The sequence below is a fragment of the Streptomyces sp. NPDC034037 genome (assembly GCF_055575715.1).
In genome coordinates this window covers 104,928-121,199 of record NZ_JBVISC010000001.1, presented here as the reverse complement: position 1 = coordinate 121,199, position 16,272 = coordinate 104,928, and the positions used below count along the sequence as shown (strand labels likewise).

Below are 16,272 nucleotides of genomic sequence, written 5' to 3'. Positions count from 1 at the left end.
TGTCGACGACATCGGCGCCATTGTGCTGCAAGCGCTGGGCGGGCCGCCGGGAGACCGGCATTACTTCCCGTGTGCCGAAGCCGCCTCCGTCAGCGCCTGGGCGAGGCCCTCCGTGCGGATGCGGCGGTCGATGTAGAGCAGGGTCGTCACCAGGGGGAGGAAGAGTGAGGCCAGGAGTTGGGTGAGGAGGCCGGCCGCCAGGCCCGCGAGGGCGTAGAGGCCGAACTGGCCGCGCAGTTGGTCGAAGAAGATCTCCGACGTGTCGCTGTCCGGGGTCACGACGGGCGGCTCCGGGGCGGCGAGCTGGAGGGGGAGCCGCAGCGCCAGGGACACGATCAGCACGATGAGCCCCGCGAGCAGTGAGATGCCGAACGTGCGCCACCGGGCACCGCGTACGAGGCGGGCGGAGCGGCGGAGGGCCGTGTAAGGGCCCGCCGTCTCCAGGACCGCCGCGGCGGGGGCGAAGGCGAAGGTGACGTACAGCCACGCCGACAGCGGGGTCACGAGGAGGAAGAGGAGGAAGATCAGGCCCAAGGGGGCGCTCGAATCGGTCATGACGGAGACGAAGAAGGCGACGAAGAGCACGGCGAGGACCACGAGCGGCAGCAGCAGGACGAGGGCGAGCAGCAGCGTCACGGCGGCCACCGACGGGGTGCGCGCCCACGCCCCGCGCCACACCGCCCGGAACGTCGCCCGGCGGCCGAGGACCGCCTCCTGCAGGGTCTTCGCGCACGCGGCCTGGAGGAAGGAGTTGACGGCGAGGCTGCCCAGCAGTCCCGTGAGCCAGACGGCGCCGAAGGCCAGCAGCAGCGGCCGGCCGTGCTCCCAGGAGAAGGTGGCGCCCGGCGCGTACATCGCCCGGAACTCGTCGCGGGTGACGGCGTAGGCCAGCAGGAGCGCGCCCGCCATCACCGCGGCCAGCAGGCCGTACGCCGCGGCCGCCGTGCCGAAGAGCGGCTTGGCGTGACGCCGCATCGTGGCGAAGGCGCCGCCGAACACGTGGTCGACGCCGAGCGGGGCGAGGGGGATGACGCCGGGCTTCGGCGGGGGAGGCGGCGGCGGGCCCCAGGGGTGCTGTTGCCAGCCGTACGGACCCCACCCGGGACCCGGCCCCGCCTGCGGCCCCGGTGGCTGTTGCGGTCCTTGCGGCCCCTGCGATCCGTGTGGTCCCCACCCCGGCGTGTCCCGCATCGCTCTCGCGCTCCATGGTGTGCGTCGTGCGTCCTGTGGCCCCCCACAGAGATCGCGTCACCCTAACCGCTGCGAACGGGACGCCTTTACGTACAACCGTACACAACGATATGTACACTCGTACGCATGGGATACGCGCTGCTCGCCGGGGCCATCACCGCGGAGGTGGCGGCCACCACGGCCATGAAGTACAGCGAGGGGTTCAGCAGGCTATGGCCCTCGCTGATCACGCTCGCCGGATATCTGATCGCCTTCACCCTCCTCGCGCAGACCCTCAAGACGCTCTCCGTGGGCACCGCCTACGCGATCTGGGCCGGGGTCGGCACCGCGGCCGTCGCCGCCATCGGCATGCTCTTCCTCGGGGAATCGGCCGGTCCGGTCAAGCTCGTCGGCCTCGCCCTCGTCATCGTCGGCGTCGTCGTGCTCAACCTCGGCGGGGCCCACTGATGCCCCGCCGCCATGACCCCGAGCGCCGCCAGCGGATCATTGACGCCGCGATCCGCGTCGTCGGCGCGAAGGGGATCGCCGGGCTCAGCCACCGCTCGGCCGCCGCCGAGGCCGACGTGCCGCTCGGCTCCACCACGTACCACTTCAAGACGCTCGACGAGCTGCTGGTCGCCGCGCTGCGGCAGGCCAACGAGGGCTTCGCGAAGGCGGTGGCCGCGAGCGGCGCCTTCGCGGATCCGCGCGCCGACCTCGCCGGGGAGCTCGCCCGGCTCCTCGGCGACTGGCTCGCGGGGGAGCGCACCGGCGTCGAGCTGGAGTACGAGCTCTATCTCGCCGCCCTGCGCAGACCCGCCCTGCGCCCCGTGGCCGCCGAGTGGTGCCGGGGCGTCACCGACGTCCTCGCGCCCCGCACCGACCCCGTCACGGCGCGCGCCCTGGTCGCCCTGATGGACGGGATCTGCCTCCAGGTGCTGCTCACCGGCGGGACGTACGACGAGGCGTACGCACGCGAGATGCTCGGCCGGCTGCTGGCGCCCGCGCGCGAGCGGCCCGGACCCTGAGACCGGTTCGCCCGCGCGAGGCCGCTCCGGTTAGGTTTCACCCATGACCGACACGAACGCACCCCGCACCACCGGCGCCATCGCCGCAGGCCTCGCCACCGTCACCGCCGACGGCACCGTCCTCGACACCTGGTTCCCCGCGCCCGAACTCGTCGCCGAGGCCGGCCCGGCCGGCAGCGAGCGGCTGAGCGCCGAGCGCGCCGTGGAGCTGCTCGGCGAGGGCGCCGCCAAGGCCATCGGGCCGGACGCCCGCCGTGGCGTGGAGATCATCGCCGTACGTACGGTCATCGCCTCCCTCGACGACAAGCCGCTGGACGCCCACGACGTCTACCTGCGCCTGCACCTGCTCTCGCACCGCCTGGTCAAGCCGCACGGCGTCAACCTCGACGGCCAGTTCGGCTTCCTCGCCAACGTCGCCTGGACCTCGCTCGGCCCGGTCGCCGTCGACGACGTCGAGAAGGTGCGGCTCAACGCCCGCGCCGAGGGGCTGCACCTCGCCGTGACGTCCGTCGACAAGTTCCCGCGCATGACGGACTACGTCGTGCCGAAGGGCGTCCGCATCGCCGACGCCGACCGGGTCCGGCTCGGCGCGCACCTCGCCGAGGGCACCACGGTCATGCACGAGGGCTTCGTGAACTTCAACGCGGGCACGCTCGGCACCTCCATGGTCGAGGGCCGCATCTCCGCCGGCGTCGTCATCGGCGACGGCTCCGACATCGGCGGCGGCGCCTCCACGATGGGCACCCTGTCCGGCGGCGGCAACGTCCGCATCGTCATCGGCGAGCGCTGCCTGATCGGCGCCGAGGCGGGCGTCGGCATCGCGCTGGGCGACGAGTGCGTCGTCGAGGCGGGCCTGTACGTCACGGCCGGCACCCGCGTGACCATGCCCGACGGGCAGATCGTCAAGGCCCGCGAGCTGTCCGGCGCCTCGAACATCCTCTTCCGCCGCAACTCCGTCACCGGCACGGTCGAGGCCCGCCCGAACAACGCGGTCTGGGGCGGCCTGAACGAGATCCTGCACAGCCACAACTGACCCACGACGGGGCGGCCGAGCGCCCGCGGCCGCCCCGCCCCCCGCGCGCGCCGAGCCGCCGCCGGCCCTCCGCGCCCGTCGACCTGCTACAACTGCGGGGTGGCCGCCGCTGGGCGCGGGGCCGGGCGACAGGGGGAAGTCCTATGCGTGGAACAGGTGTGCGGGCGCTGGCTCTGGGGGCCGTGACCGTGTGCGGGCTGCTGGTCGGGTGCGGGCAGAGCGCCGGGCAGGTCCAGGGGGACGGCCGGGGCGTCGAGCGGGAGGTCAGCCGGGCCGTGGCGGGCGACCACGGTTACCCGCTGCGCAAGAGCGACATCCCCTGGAGCGGGAGCCCGAGCCCCTTCAACGCCCAGGTCAAGCTCGCCGACGGGCGGCGCGTGGCCATGCACTACATGCGGGGCAAGGGACTCTTCGTACAGGACTACAGCCCCCGGGCCAGGGGCTGGTCCAAGCCCGCCGTGATCTACAAGACGAGGACCGACGCCTGCCAGGGCATCACCCTCAAGGCCAAGGACGGCACCGTCGCCGCCTTCGGGGACTTCGGTGTGTACTGCGCGGACGGCGAGCCGCCCACCGAGTCGGTCGCCACCGTGGCCACGGGCCGGCTGACCACCTGGGACAAGCACCTCACCAAAAACTTCGACGGCTGGGAGAAGATCGCAGTCGCCTCCGGGGGCGAGAAGGTCACCTTCAGCCGGGGCGGCACCACGCTGCGCTGGACCAAGGCGGCGGGCTTCCCCACCGGGAGCTGAATTCCCGCCTCTCCCCGCATTCCAGGAGCGGTCGCCCTTCGGGGTGGCCGCTCCTTTTTCTCTTTCCTCCCGGCAGGAGGCATAGCGGGGCCCTGCCGGACCCGTCCTCACTGGTACGGGAGGGCAACAGGCCCCCCAGGGAGCGAAGGTGACGATGGATGCCGAAGAGCAGGACAGTTTCCGGGAGTTCGTGGCGAGCAGATCGCCGGCGCTGCTGAAGACCGCGGTGCTGCTCAGCGGCGGCGACCGGCACGCCGGCGAGGACCTGTTGCAGAACGCGCTGGTCAAGGCGGCGGCCCGCTGGCGCCGGATCGACGAGCCGGAGGCGTACGTACGGCGCGTCCTCTACCGCCAGCAGGTCAGCCGGTGGCGGCTGAAGTGGCCGCGCCGCGAACTGGCCGTCGCCGACCCGCCGGAGAGCGCCGCCTCGGGGGACGGCGCGTCCGCCGCGGAGCTGCGCGTCGTGCTGCGCGGGGCGCTCGCCAAGCTCACCACGCGCCAGCGGACCGTACTGGTGCTGCGCTACTTCGAGGACCTGCCGGAGGCGGACGTCGCCCGGCTCCTCGGCTGCTCCGTCGGCACGGTGCGCAGCACGACGCACCGCTCCCTCGCCCGGTTGCGCAGCCTCGCTCCCGACCTGGAGCGCCTCGACCGGCCGGACGGCGAACCCCGGCCGGCGTCCCGCGACTTCTCGCCCATGGAGGTATGACCGTGAACGTGGAAGAACTGGTGCGCGATTCGCTGCGGGAGCAGGCCGACCAGGGCGCGCCCCCGCCGGGTGACCTCGCCGACCGGGTGCTGGCCGCGCGGCGCCGCCGCAGGGCCCGGGCCTTCACCGGCGCGTCGCTCGCCGTCGTGACGGCCGCGGTGGTGGCCGTCGCGGTGCCGAGTCGCGACCCGGGGCCCCACGAGGCGCGCCCGGCCAGTGAGTTGCGGAGCGGTGACATCGTCGCGCATCCCGGGCAGACACCGCCCCGGGACCTGATCGCCGTCGGGAACACGGCGCTCGCCGCGTACAGCACGCGCAGCCGCGTCAAGCTGCCGGGCGGCGACGAACTGGTCGAGCGCACCTACCACCTGCTCGACCAGCGGACGGGCACCTACCGCAAGGACGCCCGGTGGGCGTGGCTGGCCGTCGCCCCCGGCCTGCGCACCGCCGCCGTCGTCGAGCGCGGGCTGCCCGCACAGCGGGTCGGTCTGCTGAACCTGCTGACCGGGGAGGTCGAGCGCTGGATCCCGGTGCGGCGGGGCGTCGCCGGGCTCGCCTTCTCGCCGGACGGCGGAAAACTCGTCGCCACGACCTACGCGAACAACCCGGACCGGCTCGACATGGACCGGCCGATCCACGAGGGCAACCACAAGCGGCCCGGCCCCGGCGAACCGAGCAGGACCGGCTTCTACGTCATCGACGTGGCGTCGGGCAAGGCCCACTGGAGCGCCGTGGAGATGAAGTCCGACAAGCCCGACGAGTTCGGGCTCTCCGGCATCAACGCCCGGGAGGACTTCGGGTTCAGCCGGGACGGCACCCTCGTCCTCTCCGGTCTCACCATCGCACCGTACCAGCAGTACTACGACTTCGAGGGCCGTGAGCGGAGCGCCCCGCCGAAGGAGAAGCACCTGCGCCCGTACAACGAGGCCGGGCTCTCGCCGGACGGGAAGCTCGCCGCGGGCGACTTCGCGGGGAGCGCCGGAACCACCGCGTCCGAGATCATCGACCCCGCGACCGGCAAGCGCGTCACCAAGGTGCCCGGCCAGCAGCTGCTCGCCTGGGCCGACTCGCGGCGGCTCATCGCCTGGGACATCGAACCCGGCACGAGCGAATACCGGCAGCGGCTCGTCCTGGTCACCATCGGCGAGCGCAAGACCGTTCCGCTCAGCGGCTACCGCTCCGCGAAGGAGGACTCCGCCGGACGCTGGACGCCGGTCTTCGCCGAACGGTGAGGAGCGGTGCGGAACCGTGCGCGACGGTGAGGAGATGACGTACGCACTGGTGCCAACTCGGCCCTGTATGGGTCACCATGGCACGACAGTCGGTCCCTAGGAGGCGTCATGAGGCTCGGCAAGGCACTCGCGACCGGTATCGCCGAAGAACAGCCGCGACAGGAGGAGACGGCGCGCGCGGATGAGACGGCACGCGCGGACAGGGCGTCCGCGTCCCGTCCCGGCCCGAAGGCCCCGGAGTCGGTGCCGGAGCCCCGGCCCGTCGAGGCCGCGGTCACCCGATGAGGGCGCGGCTCCCCGAGGAACGCCCGACGGAGCCGCCGACCGGATACAAGATCGCCCGCCCGGTGCTGTCCCACGACGGCACCCGGGCCGCCTTCACCGGCGTCTCCCTCGGCGCGGGCCTGCCCTACGGAGTGCTCGACGAGGCGCGCTGCGTCTACGGCAGACGGCACAGCGCCCCCAGCCGCCGCTGTGACTGCGGCTTCCACTGCGTGCACGACCGCGCCACCGCCGAGGGGCTGCTGTGCACCGCCGAACACCGCGGGGCGGTGCTCCTCGAAGTGACGGTGCTCGGGGCGTACATCCGCTTCGAGCGCGGCTTCCGGTACGCCAGGCAGCGGGTGCGGGGCGCGACCGTGCCGCCGTGCGGCTGCGGCGCCCCCGCCTCGCTCCTGGCCGACGCCGGGTGGGGCCGGCCGGGGTGGCGGGTGCTCGAAGCGGCGTGCGGGCGGTGCCGGGGCGGGCGGCAGGCCGTGTCCGTCGCCGGGTTCGCGCGGCTGGCGGGCGAGGGGCTCACCGTCGTCGCGCCCGCCCCGCCCGCCGCCCCGGACGGGCCCGTGGGCCCGCTCGCGGGGGTCGGGATGCCCGAACTGATGGCCGAGGCCGCGCTCCTCCAGGCACGCCTGGACTGGTTCCAGGCCGAGTTGTCCCGGCTGGCCGGGGATCAGCGGGGATAGCGCGGCCGGGCGCGGGTACTCGGGCCTCCCAGCCAGAAGGGAGGCGGCACCCGTGACCGGGACCATGGACGAGCAGCCGACGCGCGAGAACGCGCAGCACTCGGTGGGTCAGCTCGTCGAGCAGGCCACCACACAGCTTTCGGAGCTCGTGCGCCAGGAGATGCGGCTCGCCGCACAGGAGATGGCCGAGAAGGGCAAACGCGCGGGCCGCGGCGGCGGGCTCATCGGCGCGGCCGGCGCGATCTCGTACGTAGGGCTCATGGCCCTGTCCGCCACGGCGATCGCGGCGCTCTCGCTCGCCCTGCCCGTCTGGGCGGCGGCTCTGATCGTCACCGGCGTCCTCTTCGTCGTGGCCGGGGTACTGGCCGTGATGGGGCGCGGTCAGCTGGCCCGCGCGGTTCCGCCCGTGCCGCAGGAGGCCATCGACAGCGTCAAGGCGGACGTCGAGGAGATCAAGGAAAGGGCGCACCGATGACGAATACGCCGAAGGATTCCGAGAAGACGGGCGTGAAGGGTCCGGACGAGCTGCGCCGGCAGATCGAGGAGACCCGCGGCCGACTCGGCGAGACCGTCGAGGAGCTGGCCGCCAAGGCGGATGTGAAGACCCGCGCCCGGCAGCGCGCCGAGGCGGTCAAGGGCCAGGTACGAGGAACGGCGGCACAGGTGAAGGAAAAGATGACGGAGCAGGCGGCGCGCGTGAAGAGCAAGGCGACGGACGAGGCGGGGCACGCGCAGAGCGCGACCGCCGAGGGGACGGCGCAGGCCAAGGGCAAGGCGATCGAGGGCGCGGCCCAGGTGAAGGGCAAGGCGATCGAGGGCGCCGCTCTGGCCAAGGGCAAGGCCATCGAGGGCGCCGCTCAGGTGAAGGGCGCCGTGCTCGGGGCCAAGGCGCGTGCGGAGGAGCACCAGGCCGTGGCCCAGGCCGAGGAGAAGGTCGCCGAGGCGGCCCGGCTCGTGCAGGAGAACACCCCCGAGCAGGTCAAGGCCGTGGCGAACGGCGTCGTACGGGCCGGCAGCCGGCGCCCCGGCGCGTTCGTCGCGGCGGGAGCGGGCGTGCTGCTCGCGTACGTGCTGCTGCGCGGCCGGAAGCGGGGTGGGCGCCGATGAGCAAGGCCACGGTGCTGTACAAGCCGCTCGGCATGGCCTTCGGCATGCTCGGCGGCATGGTCGCGAGCGCCCTGTTCGCCCGTACGTGGAAGGCGGTGGCGGGCGAGGACGACGCCCCGGACGCCCACGACGAGGACCGGAACCTGCGCGAGATCCTCGCCGCCGCCGCGCTCCAGGGCGCGATCTTCGCCGTGGTCAAGGCGGCGGTGGAACGCGGCGGCGCGGTCGGCGTACGCCGTGTGACGGGCCGCTGGCCCGGCTGAAACGCCCTTCGCGGGGCCCCCGGCCCGGGGCGGGCGCCTTGTGGCGCACCCCGGGCAGGGGGCCCTTCGTGGGTTGTGGGCCTTCGGCGAGAGGGCGCCGGGGCGGGTCGCCCGTGGGCCGGGAAGGGCTGTGAGGGCGCGTTGACGGGGTCCGGTGGGCGGAGGAAGCTCGGCCCATGACCACCACGCAGCACCATCCGTACGCACGCTACGTCGCGCTGGGGGACAGCCAGACCGAAGGCCTCGTGGACGGCGACGAGACGTACGGCTACCGGGGCTGGGCCGACCGGCTCGCCGAGATACTCGCCGCTGCCAACCCCGATCTCACCTACGCCAATCTCGCCGTGCGCGGCCGGCTGACGGCGGGGATCAAGGCGGAGCAGCTGGGCCCCGCCCTCGCGCTGAAGCCCGATCTGGTGACCGTCATGGCGGGCATGAACGACCTGGTGCGGCCGGGCTTCGACGCGGCGCGCGTCGCCGCCGACATCGAGGAGATGTTCACCGAACTGACCGCGGCGGGCGCGCACGTCGCCACCGTGACCTTCCCCGACCTCGGGCGCATCTCCCCGCTCGCGCGGCGCGCGCTGCCCCGCGTCCTGGACCTGAACGCCCGGATCCGGGCGGCCGCCGACCGGCACGGCGTGACCGTGCTCGACACGTTCCCGCACCGGATCACCACCGACCCGCGCCTGTGGAGCGGCGACCGCATGCACGCGAGCCCGCTGGGCCACGCGAGGATCGCCGCCGGGATGGCGGACGCCCTCGGCCTGCCGGGGCACCGGAGCTGGCTGACCGCGCTGCCGCCGCTCGCCCGGGCGTCGGTGTTCGCGCAGGTGACGGCGGAGGCACGCTGGTTCGCGGGGTTCATGGGGCCGTGGCTGTGGCGGCGGATGCGGGGGCGCTCGTCGGGGGACGGCCGGCAGGCCAAGCGCCCCGTCCTCGGCGCGGTGCACACCGGAGCGTGAACGGGCTTGACCTGAACCGCGCTTGAGGTCGGAGCGTGGTGCGTGCACCGGAGCCGGACCCCACCGGCACCGCGACGACACGCACCGACGGACGGATGGACAGTCATGTCTGCGACCAGGACCCTCAGCACCGCCACCCTGCCCGACCCGGACCACCCGGACGCGGGCCTCACCTTCTTCAGCACGTGGGACACCGGCTCGCCCGAACGGCAGCAGGCCACCCTGGACGCCATCGCGCGGGCCTGGGAGAGCCGATCCTGGCCACACGAGGGGCTGCTGTCTTACACGGTGTACGCGGGCGGTGACGGCACCACGCTCCTGCACCACTCCCAGTGGCGCGACGAGGAGGCCTACCAGGACTTCTTCGCGAGCCCGGCGAACGGCAGGGACGCCCGCAACGCCGACATCGACGCGGCCGTGCCGGGCATCGCCCGCCTCTCCCTCTCCAAGACGCGGCTCCACCGCGGCTGGTACGCCGACGCGGGCCGCGACGACCGGCCGGTCGGCGCGATCGTGGTCGTACAGGTCGACTTCGACGGTCCCGACGCCGACCGGCAGCGCGCCTGGATCGACGGCGTGCTGACGGCACTGGACAGCGACCCGGTCCAGGACAAGGGGCTGATCTCGGCGCACTTCCACACCACCACGGACGGCACCAGGGTCGTCAACTACGCGCGGTGGGAGACCGAGCAGGCCCACATCGACGCGCTCGCCGCGGCGGGCGAGGGCGTCGGCTCGCCGACACCGCAGTGGCGGCGGGTGCGCGACTTCCCCGGCGTCGCCTCCGGCGGATCGGTCGCCCGGTACCGCTTCGCGTACCGCCTCATACCGAGCTGAGCGTAGATCCCGGGCCGCCTGCCGCCGCTCGCCGCGCCCGCCTGGACAGCCGGGGCCGGCGGCGGGACGGTGGCGGGACGGTGGAAGGCTGCGGACGGCGCCGCTCGGTGGCGACCGGAGTCGACGGGGACCCCGAGGGAGTCGGTATGAGCGGCGGCGGCAAGGAGTTCGAGATAGCCCGCGAGTTCGAGGTCGAGGGCTCGCCGGCCGAGGTCTGGGCCGCCCTCACCACCGGCACCGGCGGCTGGCTGTGGCCCATGCGCTACGAACCGCGCGAGGGCGGCGCCGCCCCCTTCGGCGGCACCGTCACCCGCTGGGACCCACCGCACCGCCTCACCGCCCGGGTCGAGGACCCCGACGGCGTGCGCGGCCAGGGCCTCGACCGGCTGGACCACACCATCGAGCCCCGCGACGGCGGCCGCCGCTCCTGGCTGCGCTACGTCCACAGCGGCGTCTTCACCGAGCACGGGCACGACCAGTACGAGGACGCCGCGAAGCGCGTCGACTTCCATCTGCACACCCTGCGCCAGTACCTGGCCTACTTCGGGGGCCGCGCCGCCGTCTTCTGCGCCCTCAACGGTCCGCCCGGCTCGGCCGGACCGGACGCCTTCGCGCGCCTGGCCCGCGCCCTCGGCCTGCCCGACGACGCGAGCGAGGGGGCCCGCGTCCGCGTGGAGGCGCCGGGCGCGGAACTGGACGCCGTGATCGACTTCCGCAGCCGGTACTTCATCGGCCTGCGGACGGACGACACCCTGCACCGCTTCTTCGGCCGCAACCACTTCGGCGCGCCGGTGGCCGTCCGCGTGCACGACTTCGGCCCGCGCGCGGACGCCAAGCGCACCGAACTGGCCTGGCAGGACTGGCTCCACCACCTCTACGGCTGAGCCGGCCCCGCCGCCTGCCCGTTACGGCCTGAAGAGCTACGGCCTGAAGTGCTACGGCCTGAAGCGCAGCACCTGCGGGTCGTGGTCGCTGTTCTGGTCGGCGAACTCCGCGTTGATGTGCACGCTGTCGTACGAGAAGCCGTCGCCGACGCCGGGGCTGGTCAGGATCTGGTCGAGGACCTGCGAGTTGCCCTGGTAGACGTACGAGTAACGCTCGCTCCTCGGCAGCGACTTGACGGCCGCGTACAGGGCGCCGCCGTCCTGGAGGGCCTTGGCGGTCGCCGAGAACTCGAAGTCGTTGATGTCGCCGAGCACGACGACGTCCGCGTCGCGCTGTACCTCGCGGATGTCCTTCACGAAGCCGTTCACCGCCTGCGCCTGCTTGAGGCGCTGCGTCTCCGAGGAGCGCACCGGCGGCTGGTGGTGCGAGGTGAGGCCCTCGTCGCCGCCCTTGGAGCTGAAGTGGTTGGCGATCACGATGACCGTGCGGCCACGGAAGGTGAACTCCCCGGCCAGCGGCTTGCGGCTGTTGGTCCACGCCTCGTTCTGCGGGTCGATCCGGCCGGGGGAGTGGCTCAGCGCGGCCCGCTTGCCCGCCCGCACGACCTCGGTCGCCGTCGTCGCGTCCCCGCCCGCGCGCTCGGTGAAGGAGACCCGCTCGGGGTTGAAGAGGAACACCTGGCGGATGTTGCCGCCCGGCTCGCCGCCGTCCTTGTTGTTCACCGGGTCGATGGAGCGCCACTCGTAGCGCGGCCCGCCCGCGGCGGCGATCGCGTCCGTGAACTTGCGCAGGGTCGCGGCCGCGGTGACCGTGCCGTCGTTCTTCGCGCCGTTGTCGTCCTGGATCTCCTCCAGGGCGACGACGTCGGGCGAGGCGAGGTTCGTCACGACCGCCCCGGCGAGCGCGTCGAACTTCTCCTGCGGGTCCGTGGGGTCGAGGTTCTCGACGTTGTACGTGGCCACGGCCAGCTCACCCTTGGCCTGGCGCCGCGTCTTCTCCCGCCCGAGGCCCTTGTCGCGGACGTCGCCCAGCTCGCGGGCGGCGAGGGTGTAACCGCCGAACTGGTTGAAGTCCAGGGGGCCGGCCGCGCCGCCGGTCAGCACGTCGCCGACGTTCGCCTTCGGGAAGGGGTGCTCGGAGACCGGCGCGAGCTGCTGGATCTGGAGCCGGCCGCCGTTCTGCGCGTCGTAGGAGCCGTAGACGGTGCCGCCGCGCCGGTCGCGGTGCTCGTGCGGCTTCACCGTCACCCACAGCTCGTTGTACGGGTCGCTCGCCCCGACCACCCGCGAGGTGCCGACGCTGACGTTCATGCCCTCCAGGGACTCGTAGAGGTCCAGGGCGTACGTACGGGGCTTCAGCGGCAGCCCGTTGACGCTGTTGCCCTGCGCCGGGTCACCGGCGGGCGCGTAGCGGTCGGGCACCGCTCGTGCGTCGATCCGCACCGGCGCGGGCAGCGCGTTGCCGGAGGACTCCACCGTCACCGTCGGTTTGGTGAGCTGCGTCAGCGACTGGTTGCCGGAGCCGGTGCCCCCGGGGACGTACTCCCCGACCGTGCCGGAGACCCGCACGGCGTCGCCCGGCTTGACGGTGAGCGGCGCCGAGCCGGTGAAGACGAAGACGCCCTCGCTGGTGGCCGGGTCCGCGTCGGCCTGCGCGGACTGGAGCCAAAAGCCCTTGGAGCCGTAGGTCCGCACGCCGGTGACGATGCCGGGGACGTCGGTGACCTGCTGCCCGGCCAGCGGGGAGACGCGGGTGGTGCCCTGGATGTCGTGGACGCCGACCCCGTCGGCCGAGGCGGCGGAGGAGGAGGCGGCGAGCAGGCCGGCCGCCAGGGCGGTGGCGACGACAGCACTGACGGCGGCCGTTCTGGAGGTGCGGGGCGTCGGTATCTGCGGCATGAGGGGCTCCGGATGAGGGTGAGGGAAAACGGTGCGGCGGTGCGGCGTCGCACGGGGCCGAGCGGGCCCCGCGGGTGCTCTACGCGCGTCAATCTCTGGCCTGACCAGGGCAGTTGTCAAGGTTGTACGGGCATTCCCGCACCCCGCGTCTTCTGACAGGGACATGAACCGGGCGGCATGGGGCCAAATCCGTCTAGGCTTGCGCCCTGCCCGACCCTTCCCCGCGCTCCGGACGCCGTTCGAGCTGGGGAACCCCCCATCCGCCGGAGGAGAACCAGCCGATGTCCGTAAGCCCCGCCACCCTGCCGCCGGTGCTGCTGCACTCCGAAGCGGAGCTCGCGCGGGCCGCGCTCGCCACCCCGCTGCTCTCCCGCGCCGTCCGGCTCGCCCGCTGGACCGGCCCGGGGACCCGGGTCGGCGCGGGTGGCGAGCTGGTCGAGGACCAGCTCCCGGCGGCCGCCGCCGAGCTGGGCCTCGCGGCGGACGACCCGGACGCGGCCGCGCTCGCGAGCGAGGCCTGGCGGATCGCCGTGGACACCGGCCTGGTCGACGTCACGGACGCCGAGGAGGAGGGCGCGCAGGGCACCGCAGCCCAGGGCGAGGAGCTGGCCCTGCTCTCCTCCGGCGGCCCGCAGGACGTCCTCGGCATCTGGCTCGGCGCCCTGGACACCGTGTACGCGGACGCCACCGTGCCCGACATGGAGAACCTCCTGGACGTCCTGGAGGAGAACGGCGAGGTGAACTTCGACGAGCTGGGCTGGGACCCGCAGGCGGAGGCCGACTTCCTCGACGGCGTGCTCGGCAACCTCTACCTGCTCACCGTGGGCGACGCCGCGGCCGGCGGGGGCCCGGTCCCGCTGCCCGCGCTCGCCGCCTCGATGATCGTCCCCGACGACATGGGCGAGCCCACGGACGACGTCCTGGAGCAGGTGTCGGACGCGATGATGAGGCTCGACGACCAGTTCCGCCTCTTCGAACCGCTCGGCCTGGTCGAGTACCAGCCGGTCGACGAGGCCCTCATGGCCGAGATCGACGACGACGGCGACGAGGAGGTGCGGGAGCCCGCCCCGGTGGACGACGAGGACGTCACCCGCTACGGCATGGTCCGGCTCACCCCCCTCGGCCTGTACGGCGTCCGCGCCCGCATGCTGGAGGCCGGCGTCGACGCGCCCGCCGTCGGCGACCTCGCGGACAAGGGCGCCGACGCGCTCCTGGCGGGCACCTCCGGCTTCCCGCAGGCCGCCGCGCAGGCGGAGATCGAGCAGTGGCTCGCCCGGCACGAGCCGCTCGGCGCGGCGCGCGAGCTGCTGGCCGCCGCCCGCGGCGGCGACGAGGGCGCGCCGCTGCGCAGGCTCCGCTGCCAGCAGGCGCTCTCCCTGGTCGGCGGCGAGGCGGAGCCCGCTCTGCGGGAGGTGCTCGACGACCCGGAGCTCGGCGGGCTCGCCCGGGTGTGGCTCGCCGAGCAGGGCGCCGCGGACGTGCCCGCGCCGTCGGAGGCGCTCATCTTCTGGCTGACCATCGACACGCTGGCCGCGCAGCTCGCCGCCGAGGGCAACTCCGACGAGCTGCAGGGCCTGGTCGAGGGACTCGCGCAGCAGCACAGCGGCTTCTTCGCCCAGGCGTGGCGGGTGGAGCACCCGGCGACGGCGGACGTCCTGGACGCGATGGGCCGGCTGCACCCCGACAAGAAGGTGGCCAAGGAGGCGCGCAAGGCGGCCTTCAAGGCGAGGTCGCAGCAGGGACTGTGATCGGGCGGACCGCCGGGTGGGCGTGCATCGCCCCGCCCACCCTGCGGTCAGGTTCACGCAAGGTGGCCCTTCGGCGTCGAGCGGCGTTCAACCGCCGTTCAAGCGCGGGCGGGACGGTTTCGCCGACGGCAGCCGGTCGTACGCATCCGCCTTCGCGCCTCAGGAGAAACCATGTCGCTCGCCCGCAGGGACCTCACCAGACGCTCCGCGCTCTCCGGGGCGGGGGTCGCCCTGGCCGGCAGCGTCGGCGCGCTCGCCACCGCACCCGGCGCGCTCGCCGCCACCGAGACCGACACCGGCCACGGCACCGACCCCGGCGAGGTGGGCGCGGACGCGGAAGCGCGGGGCCACGGACACCACGACCCCGGCTACGGCCCGCTGCTCCCCGACCCGAAGGGCCTGCTGGCCCTGCCCGCCGGGTTCTCCTACCGCGTCCTGACCCACAGCGGGAAGACGAGGCTGGAGAGCGGCGAGTACACCCCCTCGCACCACGACGGCACCGCCGCCTTCGCGGGCCCGCGCGGCACCACCCTCCTCGTCAACAACCACGAGCTGGGCGGCCCGCGCGGCAAGTGGGAGCACCCCGTCCCGCTCGCCGAGGGGCTGGTGTACGACCCGGCCGCGTCCGGCGGCTGCACCGTGGTCGAGGTCCACCGCGACGGGCGGATCGCCGAATGGGTCGCCCTCGCGGGCACCGCCACCAACTGCGCCGGCGGCAGCACTCCCTGGGGCACCTGGCTGACCTGCGAGGAGACCGAGGACAAGGCCGGCCGCAACGGCATGACCAAGGACCACGGCTACGTCTTCGAGGTCGACCCCATGGACCGGCGCGCCAACCGCGCCCCCAAGCCCGTCAAGGCGCTCGGCCGCTTCGCCCACGAGGCCGTCGTGGTCGACCCGAGGCGCGGGCACCTCTACCTCACCGAGGACGCCTCCGGGCCCAACGGCCTGCTCTACCGCTGGAGCCCGCCGCACGGCTTCGAGCACGGCCGCGGCAGGCTGCGCACCCTCGCCGACGACGCGGGTGTCCTCAAGGCCCCCAAGTGCTTCGACTCCGGCGGCCGCTTCGTCGACGACCTGTCCCGCGCCACGCGGATCGGCACGGTGTACGGCGTGGACTGGGTGGAGGTCCCCGACCGCGACGCGCGGACCGTGCCGGTGCGCCAGCAGTTCGACGACGGCGACATCACGCGCGCCCGCAAGCTGGAGGGCATGTGGTGGGGCGACGGCGGCGTCTACGTCGTGTCCTCCTTCGCCCGCGGCGAGAGCCCCGAACAGCACGACGGGCAGGTGTGGTTCTACCACCCGGGCCGCCGCACCCTGACCCTGAAGGTGTTGCTCGGCGTGAACCCCGACCCGGGCCGGGACGGCGCCTTCGACGGCCCCGACAACATCACCGTCTCGCCCTACGGCGGTCTGGTCGTCGCCGAGGACGGCGACGGCGTCCAGCACCTGTTCGGCGCCACGGAGCGCGGCCGGACGTACCCCATCGCGCGGAACGAACTGAACCTCGGCACGGAGGACGACCCGGAGTACAGCGAGTTCACCGGCGTCACCTTCTCGCCCGACGGCCGGACGCTGTTCGCCAACATCCAAAAGCCCGGCATCCTGCTGGCCATCACCGGTCCGTGGAAGAGGCAGCGGCGCTGAATCGCCTGTCCGGGCGTGAGAGGTGTCACGATTTCG

The 16,272-nt window shown here is 73.7% G+C and carries 18 protein-coding genes; 16 read left to right on the top strand and 2 right to left on the bottom strand.

What is annotated here, in order from left to right:
* Positions 1–60 precede the first annotated feature (60 nt).
* The gene (locus tag ACZ516_RS00620) at positions 61–999 is read right to left on the bottom strand and encodes a DUF7847 domain-containing protein (RefSeq protein ID WP_469007849.1); all 939 of its coding nucleotides are present in this window, start codon (positions 997–999) and stop codon (positions 61–63) included.
* A 318-nt stretch (positions 1,000–1,317) separates the two neighbouring features.
* On the opposite strand from ACZ516_RS00620, the gene ACZ516_RS00615 reads away from it, so the two are divergent.
* The 14 genes from ACZ516_RS00615 (at position 1,318) to ACZ516_RS00550 (ending at position 10,939) form a co-directional block, all read left to right on the top strand.
* Positions 1,318–1,638, top strand: coding sequence for a DMT family transporter (locus ACZ516_RS00615; RefSeq protein ID WP_358583771.1), 321 nt, complete (start codon positions 1,318–1,320; stop codon positions 1,636–1,638).
* Complete coding sequence (locus ACZ516_RS00610) at positions 1,638–2,198, top strand: TetR/AcrR family transcriptional regulator (protein WP_469007847.1); 561 nt, start codon at positions 1,638–1,640, stop codon at positions 2,196–2,198. Before ACZ516_RS00615 ends, ACZ516_RS00610 begins: the two co-directional genes overlap by 1 nt.
* 43 nt (positions 2,199–2,241) lie before the next feature.
* On the top strand, positions 2,242–3,231 hold the full coding sequence (gene dapD, locus ACZ516_RS00605) for a 2,3,4,5-tetrahydropyridine-2,6-dicarboxylate N-succinyltransferase (RefSeq protein WP_358583768.1): 990 nt from the start codon (positions 2,242–2,244) through the stop codon (positions 3,229–3,231).
* A 143-nt stretch (positions 3,232–3,374) separates the two neighbouring features.
* A complete protein-coding gene (locus tag ACZ516_RS00600; RefSeq protein WP_361084333.1) occupies positions 3,375–3,983 on the top strand; it encodes a hypothetical protein in 609 nt (202 codons plus the stop codon).
* A 154-nt stretch (positions 3,984–4,137) separates the two neighbouring features.
* Entirely contained in the window at positions 4,138–4,692 is a 555-nt protein-coding gene (locus ACZ516_RS00595) for a SigE family RNA polymerase sigma factor (protein WP_361084330.1), read from the top strand.
* A gap of 2 nt (positions 4,693–4,694) precedes the next feature.
* Positions 4,695–5,924 carry a WD40 repeat domain-containing protein gene (locus ACZ516_RS00590; RefSeq protein ID WP_469007846.1) on the top strand — a complete coding sequence of 410 codons (1,230 nt, stop codon included), beginning with the start codon at positions 4,695–4,697 and terminating at the stop codon, positions 5,922–5,924.
* 108 nt (positions 5,925–6,032) lie between these two features.
* Positions 6,033–6,209, top strand: a complete 177-nt coding sequence (locus ACZ516_RS00585; protein WP_361084324.1) for a hypothetical protein — start codon at positions 6,033–6,035, stop codon at positions 6,207–6,209.
* On the top strand, positions 6,206–6,883 hold the full coding sequence (locus tag ACZ516_RS00580; RefSeq protein WP_469007844.1) for a hypothetical protein: 678 nt from the start codon (positions 6,206–6,208) through the stop codon (positions 6,881–6,883). The genes ACZ516_RS00585 and ACZ516_RS00580 overlap by 4 nt, the downstream gene beginning before the upstream one ends.
* Positions 6,884–6,935: 52 nt before the next feature.
* Complete coding sequence (locus tag ACZ516_RS00575; protein ID WP_358586287.1) at positions 6,936–7,358, top strand: phage holin family protein; 423 nt, start codon at positions 6,936–6,938, stop codon at positions 7,356–7,358.
* Positions 7,355–7,990 carry a DUF3618 domain-containing protein gene (locus ACZ516_RS00570; protein ID WP_358586285.1) on the top strand — a complete coding sequence of 212 codons (636 nt, stop codon included), beginning with the start codon at positions 7,355–7,357 and terminating at the stop codon, positions 7,988–7,990. Before ACZ516_RS00575 ends, ACZ516_RS00570 begins: the two co-directional genes overlap by 4 nt.
* Positions 7,987–8,253: a DUF4235 domain-containing protein gene (locus tag ACZ516_RS00565; protein WP_469007843.1), complete on the top strand. Its 267-nt coding sequence runs from the start codon at positions 7,987–7,989 to the stop codon at positions 8,251–8,253. Before ACZ516_RS00570 ends, ACZ516_RS00565 begins: the two co-directional genes overlap by 4 nt.
* 176 nt (positions 8,254–8,429) lie before the next feature.
* Positions 8,430–9,218: an SGNH/GDSL hydrolase family protein gene (locus tag ACZ516_RS00560; RefSeq protein WP_469007841.1), complete on the top strand. Its 789-nt coding sequence runs from the start codon at positions 8,430–8,432 to the stop codon at positions 9,216–9,218.
* Positions 9,219–9,323: 105 nt separating this feature from the next.
* Positions 9,324–10,055 carry an antibiotic biosynthesis monooxygenase gene (locus ACZ516_RS00555; RefSeq protein ID WP_469007840.1) on the top strand — a complete coding sequence of 244 codons (732 nt, stop codon included), beginning with the start codon at positions 9,324–9,326 and terminating at the stop codon, positions 10,053–10,055.
* Positions 10,056–10,201: 146 nt separating this feature from the next.
* On the top strand, positions 10,202–10,939 hold the full coding sequence (locus tag ACZ516_RS00550; protein ID WP_469007839.1) for an SRPBCC family protein: 738 nt from the start codon (positions 10,202–10,204) through the stop codon (positions 10,937–10,939).
* Positions 10,940–10,990: 51 nt separating this feature from the next.
* Here ACZ516_RS00550 and ACZ516_RS00545 read toward each other — a convergent pair whose 3' ends face one another.
* Positions 10,991–12,838 carry an endonuclease/exonuclease/phosphatase family protein gene (locus tag ACZ516_RS00545; protein WP_469007838.1) on the bottom strand — a complete coding sequence of 616 codons (1,848 nt, stop codon included), beginning with the start codon at positions 12,836–12,838 and terminating at the stop codon, positions 10,991–10,993.
* Positions 12,839–13,119: 281 nt separating this feature from the next.
* Between ACZ516_RS00545 and ACZ516_RS00540 the strand changes: the two genes are divergently transcribed.
* Complete coding sequence (locus tag ACZ516_RS00540) at positions 13,120–14,586, top strand: hypothetical protein (RefSeq protein WP_469007836.1); 1,467 nt, start codon at positions 13,120–13,122, stop codon at positions 14,584–14,586.
* A gap of 171 nt (positions 14,587–14,757) precedes the next feature.
* Entirely contained in the window at positions 14,758–16,236 is a 1,479-nt protein-coding gene (locus ACZ516_RS00535) for an alkaline phosphatase PhoX (RefSeq protein ID WP_469007835.1), read from the top strand.
* The last annotated feature ends 36 nt before the right edge of the window (positions 16,237–16,272 follow it).

What these genes read in the sequence shown, in the direction of transcription:
- ACZ516_RS00615 (WP_358583771.1), top strand. Translation starts at nt 1,318, where the DNA reads ATGGGATACGCGCTGCTCGCCGGGGCCATCACCGCGGAGGTGGCGGCC.
- ACZ516_RS00610 (WP_469007847.1), top strand. Translation starts at nt 1,638, where the DNA reads ATGCCCCGCCGCCATGACCCCGAGCGCCGCCAGCGGATCATTGACGCC.
- dapD (WP_358583768.1), top strand. Translation starts at nt 2,242, where the DNA reads ATGACCGACACGAACGCACCCCGCACCACCGGCGCCATCGCCGCAGGC.
- ACZ516_RS00600 (WP_361084333.1), top strand. Translation starts at nt 3,375, where the DNA reads ATGCGTGGAACAGGTGTGCGGGCGCTGGCTCTGGGGGCCGTGACCGTG.
- ACZ516_RS00595 (WP_361084330.1), top strand. Translation starts at nt 4,138, where the DNA reads ATGGATGCCGAAGAGCAGGACAGTTTCCGGGAGTTCGTGGCGAGCAGA.
- ACZ516_RS00585 (WP_361084324.1), top strand. Translation starts at nt 6,033, where the DNA reads ATGAGGCTCGGCAAGGCACTCGCGACCGGTATCGCCGAAGAACAGCCG.
- ACZ516_RS00580 (WP_469007844.1), top strand. Translation starts at nt 6,206, where the DNA reads ATGAGGGCGCGGCTCCCCGAGGAACGCCCGACGGAGCCGCCGACCGGA.
- ACZ516_RS00570 (WP_358586285.1), top strand. Translation starts at nt 7,355, where the DNA reads ATGACGAATACGCCGAAGGATTCCGAGAAGACGGGCGTGAAGGGTCCG.
- ACZ516_RS00565 (WP_469007843.1), top strand. Translation starts at nt 7,987, where the DNA reads ATGAGCAAGGCCACGGTGCTGTACAAGCCGCTCGGCATGGCCTTCGGC.
- ACZ516_RS00560 (WP_469007841.1), top strand. Translation starts at nt 8,430, where the DNA reads ATGACCACCACGCAGCACCATCCGTACGCACGCTACGTCGCGCTGGGG.
- ACZ516_RS00555 (WP_469007840.1), top strand. Translation starts at nt 9,324, where the DNA reads ATGTCTGCGACCAGGACCCTCAGCACCGCCACCCTGCCCGACCCGGAC.
- ACZ516_RS00550 (WP_469007839.1), top strand. Translation starts at nt 10,202, where the DNA reads ATGAGCGGCGGCGGCAAGGAGTTCGAGATAGCCCGCGAGTTCGAGGTC.
- ACZ516_RS00545 (WP_469007838.1), bottom strand. Translation starts at nt 12,838, where the DNA reads ATGCCGCAGATACCGACGCCCCGCACCTCCAGAACGGCCGCCGTCAGT.
- ACZ516_RS00540 (WP_469007836.1), top strand. Translation starts at nt 13,120, where the DNA reads ATGTCCGTAAGCCCCGCCACCCTGCCGCCGGTGCTGCTGCACTCCGAA.
- ACZ516_RS00535 (WP_469007835.1), top strand. Translation starts at nt 14,758, where the DNA reads ATGTCGCTCGCCCGCAGGGACCTCACCAGACGCTCCGCGCTCTCCGGG.